At 73.6% G+C, this 14,780-nt stretch carries 12 protein-coding genes; 4 read left to right on the forward strand and 8 right to left on the reverse strand.

Features of this window, described 5'->3' with window-relative positions; translation table 11 throughout:
- Positions 1–146: 146 nt before the first annotated feature.
- From QWY29_RS13475 to QWY29_RS13490, 4 genes are all read left to right on the forward strand, one after another.
- On the forward strand, positions 147–1,208 hold the full coding sequence (locus tag QWY29_RS13475; protein WP_300961539.1) for a glycosyltransferase: 1,062 nt from the start codon (positions 147–149) through the stop codon (positions 1,206–1,208).
- A 116-nt stretch (positions 1,209–1,324) separates the two neighbouring features.
- Positions 1,325–2,026 carry a succinate dehydrogenase cytochrome b subunit gene (locus QWY29_RS13480; protein WP_300961540.1) on the forward strand — a complete coding sequence of 234 codons (702 nt, stop codon included), beginning with the start codon at positions 1,325–1,327 and terminating at the stop codon, positions 2,024–2,026.
- A gap of 12 nt (positions 2,027–2,038) precedes the next feature.
- Complete coding sequence (locus QWY29_RS13485; protein WP_300961541.1) at positions 2,039–4,081, forward strand: fumarate reductase/succinate dehydrogenase flavoprotein subunit; 2,043 nt, start codon at positions 2,039–2,041, stop codon at positions 4,079–4,081.
- Positions 4,078–4,821 carry a succinate dehydrogenase/fumarate reductase iron-sulfur subunit gene (locus QWY29_RS13490; RefSeq protein ID WP_300961542.1) on the forward strand — a complete coding sequence of 248 codons (744 nt, stop codon included), beginning with the start codon at positions 4,078–4,080 and terminating at the stop codon, positions 4,819–4,821. The genes QWY29_RS13485 and QWY29_RS13490 overlap by 4 nt, the downstream gene beginning before the upstream one ends.
- Positions 4,822–5,020: 199 nt before the next feature.
- Here QWY29_RS13490 and QWY29_RS13495 read toward each other — a convergent pair whose 3' ends face one another.
- The 8 genes from QWY29_RS13495 to QWY29_RS13530 form a co-directional block, all read right to left on the reverse strand.
- The gene (locus QWY29_RS13495; RefSeq protein WP_300961543.1) at positions 5,021–6,022 is read right to left on the reverse strand and encodes a type IV toxin-antitoxin system AbiEi family antitoxin domain-containing protein; all 1,002 of its coding nucleotides are present in this window, start codon (positions 6,020–6,022) and stop codon (positions 5,021–5,023) included.
- 144 nt (positions 6,023–6,166) lie between these two features.
- On the reverse strand, positions 6,167–6,409 hold the full coding sequence (locus QWY29_RS13500; protein ID WP_300961544.1) for an SCO4848 family membrane protein: 243 nt from the start codon (positions 6,407–6,409) through the stop codon (positions 6,167–6,169).
- On the reverse strand, positions 6,406–7,452 hold the full coding sequence (locus tag QWY29_RS13505; RefSeq protein WP_300961545.1) for a YihY/virulence factor BrkB family protein: 1,047 nt from the start codon (positions 7,450–7,452) through the stop codon (positions 6,406–6,408). The genes QWY29_RS13500 and QWY29_RS13505 overlap by 4 nt, the downstream gene beginning before the upstream one ends.
- 91 nt (positions 7,453–7,543) lie before the next feature.
- On the reverse strand, positions 7,544–8,056 hold the full coding sequence (locus QWY29_RS13510) for a 2'-5' RNA ligase family protein (protein ID WP_300961546.1): 513 nt from the start codon (positions 8,054–8,056) through the stop codon (positions 7,544–7,546).
- Positions 8,057–8,065: 9 nt separating this feature from the next.
- On the reverse strand, positions 8,066–9,124 hold the full coding sequence (gene trpS, locus QWY29_RS13515; protein ID WP_300961547.1) for a tryptophan--tRNA ligase: 1,059 nt from the start codon (positions 9,122–9,124) through the stop codon (positions 8,066–8,068).
- A gap of 131 nt (positions 9,125–9,255) precedes the next feature.
- Positions 9,256–10,518 (reverse strand): MFS transporter, encoded by a 1,263-nt coding sequence (locus QWY29_RS13520; RefSeq protein ID WP_300961548.1) that lies wholly within the window; start codon positions 10,516–10,518, stop codon positions 9,256–9,258.
- A gap of 82 nt (positions 10,519–10,600) precedes the next feature.
- Positions 10,601–11,011, reverse strand: a complete 411-nt coding sequence (locus tag QWY29_RS13525; protein ID WP_300961549.1) for a hypothetical protein — start codon at positions 11,009–11,011, stop codon at positions 10,601–10,603.
- A gap of 56 nt (positions 11,012–11,067) precedes the next feature.
- Entirely contained in the window at positions 11,068–14,691 is a 3,624-nt protein-coding gene (locus QWY29_RS13530) for an ABC transporter ATP-binding protein (protein ID WP_300961550.1), read from the reverse strand.
- Positions 14,692–14,780: the final 89 nt, after the last annotated feature.

Genomic DNA, 14,780 nt, shown 5'->3' on the forward strand with positions numbered 1-14,780 from the left:
GGTGACTCCTGCACATATCGGGGCAGATCTACCCCGATATGTGCAGGACTCCCCTGAGATGTGGGCGGCGGAGCGGGCAGCGGCTGTTCACGTGACGTGCACGCGCCCGCCGCCGCCGGGCCACCTGCGGCGGCGAGGGTGGCGACATGCGGATCACGCTGGTGACCGAGACCTGCCAGCCGGCGGGCGAGCCGACGCTGAAGGCGACGACGGACCGGCTCGTCGACCTGGGCCACGACGTGCGGCTGGTGGCGCCGGCGCCCGGCATGGCGGACTACCGCCGGTGCCGGGTCGACCGGGTGACGCCGCTGGACCGCCGTGGCGCCCAGGTGCGGGCTGCGATCGACGCGCACCGGCCGGACGTCGTCCACGTGACCGACCCCGGCCCGCTCGGCCGGCGGGCGCTCGTCCACGCCCGCCGCCACGGCATCCCGAGCCTCGTCGTGCAGCAGCAGGCCGTGCTCGCGGGCACGCTCGACCGGTGGCGCCTGCGCGTCGGCGCCCGGGCCGACCGCGTCGTCGTCACCGCCCGCTGGCACGCCGACCGGCTCGCCGAGGCAGGGGTCCCGGCGGAGACCTGGCAGCCCGGCGTCGACACCGCCGCCTTCACCCCCGCGCTGCGCGACCCGTGGCTGCACGACAGGTGGGCGCGGGCGCGCTCGGCCGAGGGTCCGCTGGTGGTGGTCGGGTACGTCGGCGCGCTCACCAAGCACGAGGGCGTACGCCGCCTGGCGACCCTGGCGCGGGTGCCCGGCACGCGCACGGTGCTGATCGGCGAGGGACCGCAGCGCGACTGGCTCGCGGACCGGCTGCCCGGCTCGGTGACCACGGGCCGGCTCGGCCCGGGCGACCTCGCCGTCGCGCTGGCGAGCCTCGACGTGCTGGTGCACCCCGGGGAGGAGCAGACCTGCTGCCACGCCCTCCGCGCAGCCGGCGCGAGCGGCGTGCCGGTGGTGGCGCCCCGGTCGGGAGGCGCCCGCGAGCTGGTCCGCCCGCTCGAGACCGGCCTGCTCGCACCGGCGGGCGACCCGCTCGGACTGGCGCGGGCCGCCGGTGTCGTGGCCGGCGACCGGCACCGCGCGATGATGGGCCGGCGTGCCCGCGAGCTGGCCATGGGGCGCTCCTGGCCCGACGCGGTCGACGAGCTCGTAGAGCGGCACCTCGCGCCGCTGGCCACGCGGCGTACCCCCTCGACAGCAGGGCGGTGACCATCCCCGGGACGACGTCCGAACGCCTGCCGAAGTTCCTGACCCGTCGGTAACAAGGCATATGTCACACGCCTGGCGTGACGAGCGACCGGGGCCGAGAGGTACCGTGACTTCTCGTGGCAACCCCGACCCTCGTCAAGGGGGCGCGCGCGACGCGCTCCACCGTGGCGCTCAAGATCGTCATGGCCGTCAGCGGCCTCGTCTTCATCGGCTACGTGCTCGCGCACATGTACGGCAACCTCAAGGCGTTCGCCGGGCATGACGCGTTCAACACCTACGCCGAGCACCTGCGCGAGTTCGGTGAGCCGCTGCTCCCCCACGAGGGCTTCCTCTGGGTGATGCGCGTCCTGCTCGTCGTCGCGTTGATCGCGCACGTCGCGGCGGCGTACGCGCTGTGGCGTCGTGCGGCGAACGCGCGCACCGTGAAGTACCAGGTCAAGAAGAACCAGCACTCCTCGCTGTCCTCGCGCACGATGCGCTGGGGCGGCCTGGCGCTGCTGCTGTTCATCGTCTGGCACCTGCTGAACTTCACCGTCCCGAAGGTGAACCCGGGCGGCGGCTCGACCGACGACCCGTACAACCTGATGGTCGACTCCTTCGACGTGTGGTGGATGACCGTCATCTACCTGCTGGCGATGCTCGCCCTCGGCTTCCACCTGCACCACGGGACGTTCAGCGCGATGCAGACCCTCGGCTTCACCAACACCGCCGCCTCCCGCGCCCGCGCCAAGCAGGCCGGCTGGGTGCTCGCGGTCGTGATCGCCGGTGGGTTCTCGCTGGTCCCCCTGTCCGTCCTCGCCGGCATCATCGAGAAGTAAGGAAGGCGCACCATGGCCTCCGCCCAGGGCACGACGCCCCTCAACCAGCCCGCCCAGCAGGTCTCCGACGACGCCCGCGGCTACTACACGCCCGGCGACCCGCTGGTCGACCCGGTCGCCCCGACCGGTCCGATCGACCAGCGCTGGACCCAGCGCGTCTTCGACAACCGCCTGGTCAACCCGGCCAACCGCCGCAAGCTCGACATCATCATCGTCGGCACCGGCCTGGCCGGCGGTGCCGCAGCCGCCACGCTCGGCGAGGCCGGCTACAACGTGAAGTCCTTCTGCTACCAGGACTCCCCGCGCCGGGCGCACTCGATCGCCGCCCAGGGCGGCATCAACGCGGCCAAGAACTACAAGGAGGACGGCGACTCGACGTTCCGCCTCTTCTACGACACCGTCAAGGGCGGCGACTACCGCTCGCGCGAGTCGAACGTCTACCGCCTGGCCGAGGTCAGCGCGAACATCATCGACCAGTGCGTCGCGCAGGGCGTCCCCTTCGCCCGTGAGTACGGCGGCCTGCTCGACAACCGCTCCTTCGGCGGCGTGCAGGTCTCCCGCACGTTCTACGCCCGCGGCCAGACGGGCCAGCAGCTGCTGCTCGGCGCCTACCAGGCCATGGAGCGCCAGGTCGCGGCCGGCACGGTCACGCAGTACACCCGCCACGAGATGCTCGAGGTCATCGTCGCCGACGGCAAGGCCCGCGGCATCGTCGCCCGCGACCTGGTGACCGGCGAGATCGAGACCCACCTCGCTGACGTGGTCGTGCTCGCCAACGGCGGCTACGGCAACGTCTTCTTCCTCTCCACCAACGCGATGGGCTCCAACGTCACGGCCGCGTGGCGCGCGCACCGCAAGGGCGCCTACATGGCCAACCCCTGCTACACGCAGATCCACCCGACCTGCATCCCGGTCTCGGGCGCGCACCAGTCGAAGCTGACGCTGATGTCGGAGTCGCTGCGCAACGACGGCCGGATCTGGGTGCCCAAGAAGGCCGAGGACTGCGACAAGGACCCGCGCGACATCCCCGAGGAGGACCGCGACTACTACCTGGAGCGGATCTACCCGGCGTTCGGCAACCTGGTCCCCCGCGACATCGCCTCCCGCCAGGCGAAGAACATGTGCGACGAGGGCCGCGGCGTCGGCCCCGCCGTCACCGAGGTCGGCGCCGACGGCACCGAGCAGCAGGTCCGCCGCGGCGTCTACCTCGACTTCGCCGACGCGATCGGCCGCATGGGTCGCCAGGCCGTCGAGACGAAGTACGGCAACCTGTTCGACATGTACGCCCGGATCACGGGCGAGGACCCCTACGAGACGCCGATGCGGATCTACCCGGCGGTCCACTACGTGATGGGCGGCCTGTGGGTCGACTACCACCTGCAGTCGACGATCCCCGGCCTCTTCGTCACCGGCGAGGCCAACTTCTCCGACCACGGCGCCAACCGCCTCGGCGCCTCGGCGCTGATGCAGGGCCTGGCCGACGGCTACTTCGTCCTCCCGAACACCATCCGCGACTACCTCGCCGACGGCCCGTTCGAGAAGATCGACGAGTCGCACCCGGCCGTGGTCGAGGCCCGCACCGACGTCGAGCAGCGGATCCAGAAGTTCCTCTCGATCAACGGCACCCGCAGCGCCGACTCCTTCCACAAGCAGCTCGGCAACATCATGTGGGAGTACTGCGGCATGGAGCGCTCCGAGGAGGGCCTGCGCAAGGCGATCGACATGATCCGGGACCTCAAGAAGGAGTTCTGGACCGACCTGCGGGTCCTGGGCACCAACGAGAGCATCAACCAGAGCCTCGAGCGGGCCGGCCGCGTCGCCGACTTCATCGAGCTCGGCGAGCTGATGTGCATCGACGCCCTCAACCGCCGCGAGTCCTGCGGCGGCCACTTCCGCGCCGAGTCCCAGACCGAGGACGGCGAGGCGCTGCGCCACGACGACGAGTTCGCGTACGTCGCGGCGTGGGAGTGGACCGGTGAGGACGGCCTCCCGGTCCTGCACAAGGAAGACCTGATCTACACGGCCATCGAGATGAAGCAGCGGAGCTACAAGTGAGACTCACCCTCAACATCTGGCGTCAGCGTGACGCGGCGTCGGCCGGGTCGATGCAGAAGTACGAGCTCGACGGCGTCTCGGAGGACATGAGCTTCCTCGAGATGCTCGACGTGCTCAACGAGCAGCTCAACGAGAAGGGCGAGGAGCCCGTCGCGTTCGACAGCGACTGTCGCGAGGGCATCTGCGGCAACTGCGGCCTGATGATCAACGGGCAGGCGCACGGCCCGGAGGTCACCACGACCTGCCAGCTGCACATGCGCTCGTTCAAGGACGGCGACGACATCACGATCGAGCCGTGGCGCTCGGACGTCTTCCCGGTCCTGCGCGACCTCATCGTCGACCGCAGCGCCTTTGACCGGATCATCCAGGCCGGTGGCTACATCTCCGCCAACACCGGCTCCGCCCCCGACGCCCACGCGGCGCCGGTGGAGAAGAAGAAGGCCGACCGCGCCTTCGACGTCGCCACCTGCATCGCCTGCGGCGCCTGCGTCGCGGCCTGCCCCAACGGCTCGGCCTCGCTGTTCATGGGTGCGAAGATCACCCACCTCGGCGAGCTCCCGCAGGGCCAGCCCGAGCGCTGGGACCGCGTCGTCAACATGGTCGGCCAGCACGACGCCGAGGGCTTCGGCGGCTGCACCAACATCGGCGAGTGCACCGCGGCCTGCCCCAAGGAGATCCCGCTCGACGTGATCTCCCAGCTCAACAAGGACCTGCGCACCGCGCTCAAGCACGGTCGCTGACCTCCGTCGTACGTCCTGCCAGAACGGCCCCTCGCTCGCGAGGGGCCGTTCGTGCGTTCCCGGGGTGTTCCCGGCCGTGCCCGGCGGGGCCGGGCGGGGTGCAGGGGTCACCGGTTAACCGGTGACCCCTGCACATATCGGGGCAGATCTCCCCCGAGATGTGCAGGACTCCCCCGATATGTCCGGCCCCGGGGACCCGTCAGCCGGCGCGCCGCTGGCCGTTGAGCGCGGCGCGGATGCGGGCCAGCAGGCGCTCAGGGTGCTGGAGGTCGGCCCAGGTCACCCGGATGCACCGCCACCCGGTCAGCTCGGTGACCAGCTCCTCGCGCCGCTTCTCGCGCAGGACGACGTCGGCAGCGGTCTCGCCGGCGGGCACCAGGTCGGTGTACTTCACGCGGCCGTCGACCTCGAGGAACACCCCGTGCTCCGGCCACGCGAAGTCCACGCGCGCGACCACCCGACCCGTCGCGTCGCGGACCTCGTGCTGCGGCACCGGCATGACGAGGCCCGCGTCCCAGCACTGGAACATCAGCCGACTCTCCGCGACGCTCTCGCAGCGGCCGTCCGCGAGTCTCAGCACCAGCTCGGTGCGCAGGCTCCCCGGCCACCGTCGCATCGACGTGGCCGACGGGGACACCACGCCCAGGCGGTCGCGCTCGACCGTCACCGTCGACCCGTAGCGGGCCCACAGCTCGGGCAGCGTGACGTGCCCGGCGTGGAGGAGGTGGTTGACCACGACCAGGGCCGGCTCGACGGGCGCGATCGTGGTGACCTCGAGCGCGGTCCTCGCCGCCGACATCACCTCGACCCCGTCGACCGGGGTGACGTCCTCGGGCAGCAGGAGGCCCGCGTGCTGCTGCACGCCGGCCTCCTTGCGGCCGGCACGAGCGTCCTTCCGCGTGCCGTGCACGACGTCCAGGTCCAGCCCCCACAGGGGCGCGCCGTACGCCGGCAGCGCCGAGACGTGCGACAGGACGAGCTCACTGGCGGCCCGCCGCTGGACGGCGTGGCAGCGCGCGGCGTACCTCTCGGCATCGGTCAGGCTGCGCCACAGCTGCCCGGCGGCGTACGAGCCGTAGCGCACCCGCACCAGGTCGCCGGCTCGGACGGCCCGGGAGATGGCGCGGTCGTCCCACCCGCGTGCCAGCAGCTCTCGGCGCAGGGTGAGCGGCGGGTAGGACCGCCAGTCGCGAAGCATCATGCAGGCGTCGTGCCCGGGGCAGCGGCCGGCGACACCACCGCTCCGCCGGCCTGTGGACAACGTGCGCCCCGGGCCGGTGATGGCCCCACATCTCAGGGGAGTCCTGCACATATCGGGGCAGATCTGCCCCGATATGTGCAGGGGTCACCGGTTAACCGGTGACTCCGACACCCGCCCCCGCAACGCCCGGACGCCCAGCCGGCCGAGGACGACGGCGATGGCGAGGTTGACGACGATCAGAACGGTGTGGGCGACCCAGTAGCCGGTGGGACGGTCCTCGCCGTCGGCGTGGGCGCTCCACAGGTTGCGGGTGAACATCGCGTAGGTCAGGACGTTCCAGGCAGCGACCCCGACGAGCAGCCAGCCGTGACGTCGTTCGAACCTCATCCGGACTTCTTCCTCCTCATGAGCGCGACCGCACCGAGGGCGGTCACGGACCCGACCGCGAACGGGGCGAACGCGGCCCTGGCACCGGAGTGCTGCGCGTGCAGCTCGGCCGGTGTCGGCGTCCGCGGACCCTGCACCGGGTCGGCCGGCTCCAGCACGCGCTGGGCGACCGCCGCGGGCGAGGTGTACGCGAACGCAGCCGAGTACAGCACGACCCGCGAGAAGTAGTTGATCCAGACCACCAGGATCAGCGCGATGCCGAACGCCTGGAACGCCGGCTGCTCCCTGGTAGAGGCCAGCAGCAGGCCGGAGAGCTGCTTGAGGACCTCGAAGCCGACCGCCCCGAGCAGGGCCGCCTGCACGAGCGGGCGGCGCGGCAGGTTGGGCTGGGCCAGCAGCGCGTAGAGCGCGTAGAACAGCAGCGCGTTGGCGGCCAGGCCGAGCGCGATGGTGAGCAGCTTGACCAGCCAGCCGAGCTCCTGGTCGAGCCCGAGCCAGCCGAGGATGTCCTCGGAGAAGCTGGCGACGAAGCCGGTCACCGCGACGGCCACCAGCAGCACGGCGCCGATGACGACGAGGGTCAGCGCGTCGCGGACCTTGCCGACGACGAAGCCGGGCTGCTCGCGCTGCGGGGTGGCGAAGACCGTCTGCAGGGCGGCCCGCATCGCCGAGAGCCACCCGAGGCCGGAGTAGAGGACACCGGCGAGACCGAGGACCGCCGCCCACCCGCGGAAGGTGCGGATCTGCTCGAGCGAGACCTGGCCCTCGTCGGGCCCGACGATGCCCGGCAGCACCGACTCGATCGCGTCGCGAAGGGTGCGGTTGGCGTCGGGGTAGACCTCGGAGATCAGGCCGACGGTGAACAACGACAGCGCCAGGATCGGGAAGAACGACAAGAACGCGAAGTACGTCACCGCGCCGGCCTGCTGGGAGGCCTGCACCGACCCGTAGTGCTCCTGCATCCGCACGAGGTGGTCCACGAACGGCCGCCGTCGGCGCACGTCCTGCACGCCCCCGGTCACCCGGTCCTGGATCGCTGACATGCCGCACAGGTACCCACGCGCCCCGATCGCCCCGATCGGCCGGCCGGCAGCGCGATCAGCCCGGTCAGCCCGGTCAGCCCGGTCAGCCCGGTCAGCCCCGGAGCGTGAACTCCCGGCTGGGCCGCCAGCCGGTGGCCTCGTCGTGCATGTAGAGGTGGAAGCCCTCGACGAGGAACTCGCACTCGAAGTCGGCCAGGTCGTCGAAGGCGCGGTCCAGCCGCTCGTCGTCGAGGTGGTGGGCGATCGTGACGTGCGGGTGGTAGGGGTACTCCAGGTCGACCGCGAGCGGCCCCCGGCGTACGCCGTCGGCCAGCTGCTCGCACGAGGAGATCCCCTCGGCGAGCGAGACGAACACCACCGGCGAGACCGGCCGGAACGTCCCGGTCCCCCGCAGGTGCACCAGGAACGTCGGGCGCGCGGCGGCGACCGCGTCCAGGTGCTCCTCGACGGCTGCCAGGTCACCCTCGGCCAGCTCGGTCGGCGGGACCAGCGTGATGTGCGTCGGGATCATCGTCGCGGTGGTGTCACCCAGCGCGGTCCGGTAGTCCTGGAGCTCGCTCGCCCAGGGCTCGGGGATCGCCACGGCAACCCCGATCGTCGGCATCCCCCGACCCTACTGGGCCGCTGCCACGAAGCCGACCCGCTGGTAGACGTCCCGGATCGTCGCCTCGGCCACCGCCCCGGCGGTCTCGGCGCCGCGCTGCAGCACCGACGTCAGGTGGGCCTGGTCGTCCAGCAGCTCGAGGGTCCGCTGGCGGAACGGCGTCACGAAGTCGACCACCACGTCGGCGAGGTCCTTCTTCAGGTCGCCGTAGCCCTTGCCGGCGTACTCCTGCTCGAGGTCGCCGACGGCGGTCCCGGTGAGCGCGGAGAAGATCGTCAGCAGGTTGCTGACGCCCGGCTTGGCCTCGACGTCGAAGCGGACCTCGGCGTCGGAGTCGGTGACCGCGGAGCGGATCTTCTTCGCGCTGGCCTTCGGGTCGTCGAGCATGTCGATGATGCCGGCCGGCGAGGAGGCCGACTTCGACATCTTGCGCGTCGGGTCCTGCAGGTCGGCGATCTTGGCGGTCGCCTTGAGGATGTAGGGCTCGGGCAGCCGGAAGGTCTTCTTGTAGCGGCTGTTGAAGCGCTGGGCCAGGTCGCGGGTCAGCTCGAGGTGCTGGCGCTGGTCCTCGCCGACCGGCACGTAGTGCGGGCGGTAGAGCAGGATGTCGGCCGCCTGGAGGATCGGGTAGGTGAACAGGCCGACGCTGGCCGCACCCTCGCCGCCCTTGGCCGACTTGTCCTTGAACTGGGTCATCCGGCGCGCCTCGCCGAAGCCGGTCAGGCACTGCAGCACCCAGCCGAGCTGGGCGTGGGCCGGGACCTGGGACTGCACGAAGATCGAGGAGCGCTCGGGGTCGATCCCCATCGCCAGCAGCTGGGCGGCGGCGCGCAGCGTGCGCTCGCGCAGCACCTTGGGGTCCTGCTCGACGGTGATCGCGTGCTGGTCGGCGATGAAGAAGAACGGCTGGTGGTCGCGCTGGAGGTCCACCCACTGCCGCAGCGCACCGAGGTAGTTGCCGAAGTGGAACGAGTCGGCCGTCGGCTGGATCCCCGACAGCACCCGCGGGCGGGCGCCGCCGGACGCCGCGGCGGGCGCGGCGGTCTCGGGCGAGGTGGTGGTGGACATGGGTCCATTCTCCCCGACCGGGCTGTCGACGCGTCCCTGGCCCCCGGAGGTGCACCCGGCGTGGGCTCGGTCGGGCTCGGTCGGGCTCGGTCGGGCCGGAGCTGGCCGGAGCGGGCCGGGACGAGTCCCGGCTAGGGGCGTACGCCGTCGCGCGCGGCCGCAGCGCTCGCCGCGGCCGTCTGGTCGCTGCGGTGCACCGTGGCCGACCACAGCAGGATGGCCACGCCGAGCACGGAGAGCGCGGCGCCGACCAGGGCGGGCGCGCGGTAGCCGAGGCCAGCGGCGATGACCAGCCCGCCGAGCCAGGCGCCGAGCGCGTTGGCGAGGTTCAGCGCGGCGTGGTTCATCGCGGCGCCGAGGGTGACGGCGTTGCCGGCGACGTCCATCAGCCGCACCTGGAGGTTGGTGACCAGCACCGACCCGATCGCGGTGATGAGGAAGACGACCGGCAGCAGCCACCAGCCGAACGGCGCGACCGTCCAGAAGAGCACCATCACCAGCGTTGACCCGATGCCCGACCAGATGAGCGAGCGGAAGACCGACCAGGCGGCCAGCTCGCCGCCGAGCCAGGTGCCGGCGACCATGCCGAGGCCGAAGGCCAGCAGGAAGAACGGGACCGTCCCGCTGCCCAGGCCGCTGACGTCGGTGACGGTCGTGGCGATGTAGGAGTAGACGGCGAACATGCCGCCGAAGCCGATCGCGCCCGCCGCCATCGTCATCCAGACCTGGCGGTTGGTGAAGAAGTCGCGGGCCTCCGCGCGGCCGGTCGCCTGCTTGTCGCCGGGCACCGACGGCACGAAGGCGAGGATGAGCAGCATCGTCAGCCCGGCGAGGGCGGCGGTGATGACGTACGCCGCCCGCCAGCCCAGGTGCTGGCCGACCCAGGTCGCGGCCGGCACGCCGACGACGTTGGCCACGCTCAGGCCGAGCATCACGCTGGCGACCGCGCGGCCGCGCTTCTCCGGCGTCGTCAGGTTCGACGCGACCAGGCTGGCCACGCCGAAGTACGCCCCGTGCGGCAGGCCGTCGAGGAAGCGGGCCAGGGTCAGCAGGCCGTAGCCGGTGGCCGCGGCGCTGAGCAGGTTGAACGCGGCGTACCCACCCATCAGCCCGACGAGCAGGCCGCGCCGCGGGAGCCGGGCGGCGAAGAACGACAGGATCGGCACGCCGACCACCACGCCGAGGGCGTAGGCGGAGATGACGTGGCCGGCGGTGGGCTCGGAGACGCCGATGCCCTCCGCGATCTGGGGCAGCAGCCCCATCGTCACGAACTCCGTGGTGCCGATCGCGAAGCCGCCGACCGCCAGCGCGAGCACGGCCAGCACGAACCGGCGTCCCCCGGCCGGGGTGCCGATGTCGGCGGCGTGCGCGGTCGCGGGCGCGGTGGAGGTCATGGGGCCTTCCGGTCGGGTGGGGGTGCCTCCATCCTCCAACCGGCGGCGGGCGCCGACCTATTCCGTGGACGGCCGTTGGAGGTCAGCAGATCGTGGTGATCTCGCCGACAGCGTCGTCGAGCCGGCGCTCGGCGTCGTCGACCGCCCGGTCGTCCACCCGGGTGCCGTCGGCGGCCCGCCGGGCCTGCACCAGCAGGGCGTCGACGGCGTCGCGGGCACGCTCGACCTGGGCGCCGGTCTCGCCGCTCAGACCGGCCTCGGCGGCGCGGAGCGCGTCGCGGACCCCCTCGAGCTCGCGGCGGGCGGCCTGCGGGTCGGCACCGATGTCGGCGACCGCGTCGCGAGCGGTCCGCTCCGCCTGGTCGGCGACTCGCTGGGCCGCCGCGCACCCGGCGTCGCGCGCGGCTCCGCGGACGGCGTCCTCGGCCTCCGAGCAGGCACCGAGCAGGCCGACGGCGGCCACGAGGGTCGAGGTCACGAGGAGGGTGCGCACGTCCCTGCCAACGACCCGGGGGCCGCCGCGGTTCCGGCACCGTCCGCGGTCCTCGTTCAGCCGGCGAGGTGCCCCCACGCGCCGGCCAGCCCCGACCACGGGCCGGTGGCGACGACCCGGCCCTCGACGAGCACCACGACCCGGTCGGCTCTGGCCAGCGCGGCCCGCTTGGAGGTCGCGCCCACCACGGTCGTGCCGCGGCGGCGCAGCGCCTCCCACAGCTCCAGCTCGGTCGCGGCGTCCAGGGCGCTGGAGACGTCGTCGGCGAGCAGCAGCTCGGCGTCGGTCGCGAGCGCCCGGGCCAGCGCGAGCCGCTGGACCTGCCCGCCGGAGAGACGTACGCCGCGGTGCCCCACGAGGGCGTGCGGCCCGCCGGCCTCCTCGAGGTCGCGGCCGAGCCGGGCGTCGGCGACGGCGTCCTCGAGCCCGCGCTCGCCGGCGTGGTCGAGCAGGACGTTGTCGGCGAAGGTGCCGGAGAGCACCCTCGGGACCTGGGCGACGTGCGCGACCTGGCCGGGGCGCAGGAAGACCTCGGCGTCGGAGACCTCCTCGCCGTTCCACCGGATCGAGCCGGTGTGGTCGACGAGCCCGGCCAGCGCCGCGAGCAGGCTGGACTTGCCCGAGCCGACCTGGCCGAGCAGGAGCACCAGCTCGCCGGACGTGACGTCGAGGTCCACACCCGAGACGCCGACCGTGCCGTCGTCGTGGACCGCCCCGAGGTCGCGCAGCTCGAGCCGGCGCAGCGGCACGCGCGGGGCGGGCGGCGGCTCGGGGGCGGCCCCGGCGACCAGGTCGACCCCCGGCGGCAGCGTCATCAGGTCGACACCGCCGGCGAGCCGGCTGGTGGCCCGCTGCCACGCCCGCGTGCCGGGCGCCTCGGTGATCACCGAGCCCGCGACCCGGCCGAACCAGTCGAAGCCGTTGACCGCCGAGGAGACCAGCAGCGCGGTGGCGAGGTCCCATCCCCCGGCGACGAGCACCGCCCAAGCCGCAACCACGCCGCACTGCACGACCACCACCGGGACGCCGTCGAGGGCGGCCTGGACGCGGTGCTCCCGCACGGCGGCGTCGACGCGGCCGGAGTCGACCCGGCCCAGGTGCCGGCGGACCATCGGGGTGGCGGCCGCGAGCTTGACGGTGCGCACGCAGTCGAGCACCGAGACCAGCGACCGGCCGAAGCCGGCCCGCGCCTTGGAGGCCGCCGCAGCCGAGCGCCCCGCGATCGGGCGGCCCACCGAGGAGGCGAGGGCCGAGGCCACCATGACCGCGAGGAGCACCCCGCCGGCGAGCAGGCTGCCGCCGGCCACGCTGGTGGCCACCACGATGATCAGGCCGTTGACGAAGTCGACCCAGCGGTCGGCGTAGCGCGCGTAGCGGTCGGCGTCCATCGTGCGGGCCACCACCTCGCCGGCCGGCGTCCGCGCGAGGCGGCGCTGGCGGGTCTGGCCGACCAGCACCGACATCCGGGTGCGCAGCAGGACCGCGATCCACCAGTGCGGGTAGCGCAGGAACGCCGAGGCCAGCGCCAGCGGGGCGATGAAGAGGCTGACCACCACGACGGCGGCCAGGGCCGTCGGCGTGCGCCCCTCCCCGAGGTCGGTGACCAGCCGGCCCCAGGCCCAGCCGGTGAGGGTGCCGAAGGCGCCGGTCAGCGACGCGAGCAGGAACAGCGCGGCGCCGGCGAGGCCCCAGCCGGGGTGGATGACCAGCATGTGCGCGACCCCGCGGGTCAGCGACGGCCCGTCGCCGACCGCCGGGCGCACCGGGGGCGGGCCGGTGCGTCGCCGGCCGCCCACCGCGGTCGCCATCGGGGTCGGCAGGTCGTCGCCAAGGTCGTCGCGCGGGTCCTCCGGCGCCGCGTCCGCCGGGTGTGCCGGGTGTGCCGGCGCCGCGTGGTCGGCCGGGTCGGTGCCCGCCGCAGCCGGCTCGGCGCCGCCGGAGGCGAGCAGGTCGCGGAATCGGCCGGGCGCGGCCGCGAGCGCGGCGTGGGAGCCGTGCTGCACGACGTGGCCCTGCTCGAGCACCGCGACCAGGTCGGCGCGCTCGACCGTGCCGAGGCGGTGCGCCACCAGCAGGCCCGTGCGGCGGGCGAGCAGCCGGTCGGCGGCCCGCACGACGAGCTCCTCGGTGACCGGGTCCATCCGGGCGGTGGCCTCGTCGAGGACCACCACCCGCACGTCGCGCACGAGCAGCCGGGCGAACGCCACCAGCTGCTCCTCCCCCGCCGACAGGGTCGTGCCGCCGGGCCCGAGCTGGGTGGCCAGCCCGTCGGGCAGCCCCGCCACCCACGTCTCGAGGCCGAGCTCGGTCACCGCGTGCTCGACGCGGCCCGCGGGGACGTCGGCGAAGAGGGTGATGTTGTCGGCGAGCGTGCCGGCGAGGATCTCGGTGCGCTGGGTGACCACGCCGACCGTGGCCCGCAGCTGCTGCAGGTCGAGGTCGAGCACGTCGACGCCGCCGATCAGCACGCTGCCGCGCTCCGGCTCGACAGCCCGCGAGACGAGGGCCGCCAGCGTCGACTTGCCCGACCCGGTGCGGCCCACCAGCGCGCACGTCTGCCCGGCGGGCACGAGCAGGTCGACGCCGGCGAGCGCGAACCTGCCCTCCTCGTAGGCGAAGTGCAGGTCGCGGAAGCGCAGGTCCAGCGGACCCTCGGGCACCGGCTCCCCGCCGACCGGCTCCGGCTCGGCCTCCAGCAGCTGGCGCAGGCGCACCAGCGCGCCGAGGCCGGCCTGCAGGTCCGGCAGGTGCTGGGCCAGGTTGTTGACCTGCCCGACGAAGGTCGAGGTGACGAGGAACAGCGTGACCAGCCGCGCCACCGACAGCCCGTCGGCCGAGACCAGCGCGACCCCCGCGACCACCACGGCCGCCAGCAGCCCGTGCAGCAGCAGGCCGGCCCGCCGGGCCAGGCGCGTCTCGGCCTCGAGGACCCGCCCCAGGCGACGGTGGACCTCGGCGGACAGGCCGGCGACGCGGCGTACGACGTGGGCCTGGCCGAGGCTGGTGCGCAGGTCGTCGCGGCCGGCGACGCCCTCCTCGAGCGCGGCGGCGTGGTCGGTCCAGGCGACCTCCTCCAGCACCTTGCGCCGCGAGATCTCCGGCAGCAGGGGCCGGACGACCGCGACCGTCACCGCGGTGACCACCGGCAGCAGGAACCAGGCCGGCCACCAGGTCAGGCCGGCCACGATCCACATCGGGACGGTCGCGAAGAGCGTGCGCATCGCGTCCCACACCTGGCGGCGGACCAGCACGCCGACCTCGTAGGTGTCGTCGTCGACCCGGTCGAGCACCTCCCCCACGGCCTGGTCGCCGAGGCGGGCCAGCGGCTGGGACAGCGCGGCGTCGAGCAGGTCCGCGCGCAGCCGGCCCTCGGCGCGGTCGACGACGCCGGACCACACGACACGCGCCGCGGAGTCGAGCACCGCGGCGCCCACGACGCACAGCGCGAGCAGGGCGACGAGGTCCTCGCTCGGGGCGGCCGCGAGGCGGCCGGCGACGACGGTCCCGAGCGCCTGGCCGACCGCGGCGACGAACAGAGCGACCAGCGCGGCCCCGGCCACCCGGGAGCGCAGCCGACGCCAGTCGACGACACGGGAGTCCGGCAGGGGCGCGCCGGCGCCCGCCCCGGGGTCGGGTGCGGAGGTGCCGCGCTCGGCGGCGGGCGGGCTGGACACGGTCATCTCCGACGACGCTACGGCGCGCCGCCGACACTCCTCATCTGCTTTTCGGTGGTGCCGACCCGCGGTGCCGGCCAGGGTCGGGCGGCGGG

The organism is Nocardioides abyssi (assembly GCF_030412915.1).
GTDB classification, from domain to species: domain Bacteria; phylum Actinomycetota; class Actinomycetes; order Propionibacteriales; family Nocardioidaceae; genus Nocardioides; species Nocardioides abyssi.

Bases quoted from the DNA above. Each gene is read 5' to 3' on its own strand.
- QWY29_RS13475 (WP_300961539.1), top strand. From the start codon at position 147: ATGCGGATCACGCTGGTGACCGAGACCTGCCAGCCGGCGGGCGAGCCG.
- QWY29_RS13485 (WP_300961541.1), top strand. From the start codon at position 2,039: ATGGCCTCCGCCCAGGGCACGACGCCCCTCAACCAGCCCGCCCAGCAG.
- QWY29_RS13495 (WP_300961543.1), bottom strand. From the start codon at position 6,022: ATGATGCTTCGCGACTGGCGGTCCTACCCGCCGCTCACCCTGCGCCGA.
- QWY29_RS13500 (WP_300961544.1), bottom strand. From the start codon at position 6,409: ATGAGGTTCGAACGACGTCACGGCTGGCTGCTCGTCGGGGTCGCTGCC.
- QWY29_RS13505 (WP_300961545.1), bottom strand. From the start codon at position 7,452: ATGTCAGCGATCCAGGACCGGGTGACCGGGGGCGTGCAGGACGTGCGC.
- QWY29_RS13510 (WP_300961546.1), bottom strand. From the start codon at position 8,056: ATGCCGACGATCGGGGTTGCCGTGGCGATCCCCGAGCCCTGGGCGAGC.
- trpS (WP_300961547.1), bottom strand. From the start codon at position 9,124: ATGTCCACCACCACCTCGCCCGAGACCGCCGCGCCCGCCGCGGCGTCC.
- QWY29_RS13520 (WP_300961548.1), bottom strand. From the start codon at position 10,518: ATGACCTCCACCGCGCCCGCGACCGCGCACGCCGCCGACATCGGCACC.
- QWY29_RS13530 (WP_300961550.1), bottom strand. From the start codon at position 14,691: ATGACCGTGTCCAGCCCGCCCGCCGCCGAGCGCGGCACCTCCGCACCC.